1 protein-coding gene is annotated in these 2,564 nt (G+C 68.3%); it reads right to left on the bottom strand.

What is annotated here, in order from left to right:
* A partial coding sequence (locus tag ACXWUF_RS21815; RefSeq protein WP_458503412.1) for an SDR family NAD(P)-dependent oxidoreductase occupies positions 1–2,564 on the bottom strand: 2,564 nt, incomplete at both ends.

Here is a 2,564-nt window from a genome sequence, read left to right as displayed (position 1 = left end):
ACCGGGACAGACGGTTTCGGCCCGCGCCAGAATCCGGGCGTCCATCCCATAGGAGGGCGATTTGTCCACCAGCCGCCGCCCGCCCGCCTTGGCTTGTAGATAGCTATAAGCCTCCTCCGTCGGGAGATTCTGTGCTTCCATTCCGCGCACGCGAGCCTGGGCGTCTTCCAGGGACACGCCCTCCAAAGCGCGGATGGCCTCGATCAGTCCCTCCCGAAGGTGCGTCTGGCGGGTTTCATCCAGTTGGGTGGCGCGCTCGCCCATGGACACGAAGGGCAACAGATGCAGTTCGGGCGGCGCGAACAGCCGGGAATGCCCCGCCAGCATCACCCGCAGCAGGGTCGAACCGGCGCGGGGCGAGCTAAGCAGGAAGATCGGCGCTGGCTCCGCCGTCGGCGCGGCTTTCGTTTCTCCCGGTACCGTCAGCCGATCTGGCCGGGCCGTCAACTCGGCGGACAGATGGGCGGCGAGTTTTTCCAGGCTGTCGTGTTCCACCAACTCATTGGGATAAAGCCGCAAGCCGAAAGCGGCCTCAATGTCCTGCAAGAACTTCATGCCTAGGATGGAGTCGATGCCCAACTCCTGGAAGGCCGCGCCCCGGACGCTCTCGGCAGGGACGCCCAGCAGCCGGGCCAAGCGTTCGGCCAGGAAGTCTTCGATCTGCCCTGGCGAATGAGACGCTGCCCCGGCGGGTGGCGGGGCGGGCGGTGCCTGAACCGTGGCGGCGGCGCACCTAGCGGGTTCGGGGACCGGAGCCAGCGGAATTGGGCTGGGCAGGACGGGCGTTTCGCTCAGGAGACCGGCTTGCCGCAACGCCGCCTCGTCGGCCTTGAACGGGATGATGCGCCGCGCCCGCGCCGCGACGATGCGGTCAACCGCCGCCATGCCTTCGTCCGGCTCGATGGAGCGGATGCCCTGGCGCTCGAACATCACCTGATATTTCTTGTCGGTGGCGACCCCCACGCTACCCCAATAACCCCAATTCACCACCAGGGCGGGACAGGCTCGGCGCTGCTCCAGGGCGGCGGCGTAAGCGTCCTGGAAAGCGCAGGCCGTCACGTAATTGGTCTGGCCGGGGCTGCCGATCAGGGATTGCGCGGACGAGAAGAACATCGCGAAATCCAGCGGCTCGCCGTCCAGGGCGCGGGCCAGGTTCACCGTGCCCCTGGCCTTGGGCTGCATGGCGTGGAGGAAGCCGGCCTCGTCCATGTTGCGGAAAGCCTGGTCGCGCAGGGCCACGGCGGAGTGGATGACGCCGTGGATTGCGCCGAACCGCGCCTTGGTTTCGGCCACGGCGTGGCTCAGACTGGCGAGGTCGGCCAAATCGGCTTGCAGATAAATTCCCTGCCCCCCCAAGGCTTCGAGGCGGGCGAGTTGCTCCCGCCGCTGGGCGTCCGGCTCGCTGCGCCCCACCAGAACGACGCAGGCCGCTGCCGTCTGGGCGAGGTGCAGGGCCAGTTCATAACCGATGCCGCCCGCGCCGCCGATGATCAGATAGACGCCCTGCCGCCGGAACGGCGTAGCCACCACGGGCGGCAACGCGGCAGGACCGATGCGTAATGCATAGCGCTCCATGCCCCGCCAAGCAACATCCTCGCTTTGAGTGTGGGCGGGTTCCGCCACCAGCGCGGCGGCGACCGATTCCCAAGAGGCTGCGCCGCTGGCCGCTGGTCCGGGCAGGCCCACGTCGATGCAAGCGATTTTCCAGGCCGGTATTTCCTTCGCCATGGCCTTGCACAGCCCGTGCAAACCACTGCCGAAAGGCCGCAGCCGTTCCCCGCCCAACACCGGGTAGACCTGGCCCGTCACCGCTTTGAGAATCAGGGGCTTGCGCTCGTAGCCCGCCGCCAGCAAGGCTTTCGCCAGCCGGAACAGCGCGAGTGTGCCCTCTGCCAGCGCCCGTTCGTAGGCGGTTTCATCCTCCATGTCCGCGTCTTCCGTCTCCAGACCGCTCAGGAAGTACACGAGATCGAGGGGTAGAAGTTCGGCGAGGCGTTCCCCGGCGGACTCGGCGGCGTCGATTTCCAGCACTTCATCCTTGGCGTGCCGCCGCTTGAGTTGGTCGGCCAATGCCGCGCGGCCCGGCCCGCCCACCAGCAGCACGCGCCGTTGGCCGGACGGTTCGGCAGGCGGTGCGGCGGACAGCGGCGCGGCGGTCCAGGTCGGCGCGAACAGCATCTTGTCCAAGGGGTCGCGGGCGGCTTCGGCCAAGAGGTCGGTGGCCCAATGGGGCTGGCGGGCGAAGGGGTAGGTGGGCAGCGAACAGCGCCGGACCCGTCGCCCCGTCCAGAGCCGGGGCCAAGGCACATCGGCCCCGGCCACCCACAGCCGCCGCACAGCCAGCAAGTCGCCGTCATTCAGTGCGGCTTCGATGGATGCCGCGTCCGCCGTTTCCTTGAGCGAGCCGGTGGTCTTGCCGTGTTGCGTGACCAGCACCGCGCCCGAACCCTCGCCATTCCCGGCGACATAGGCCCGCAGCTTGTCGCGCAGGTCGGCCAGGCTACTCGCCACGCAACCCAACCGCACCGGCAGCGCCTCGCGGCCACATTGCAGGGTGTAGGCGA

The sequence above is a fragment of the Methylomagnum sp. genome (assembly GCF_054333355.1).
The sequence above is the reverse complement of the archived record's forward strand: the minus strand, read 5'-3'. Positions and strand labels throughout refer to the sequence as shown.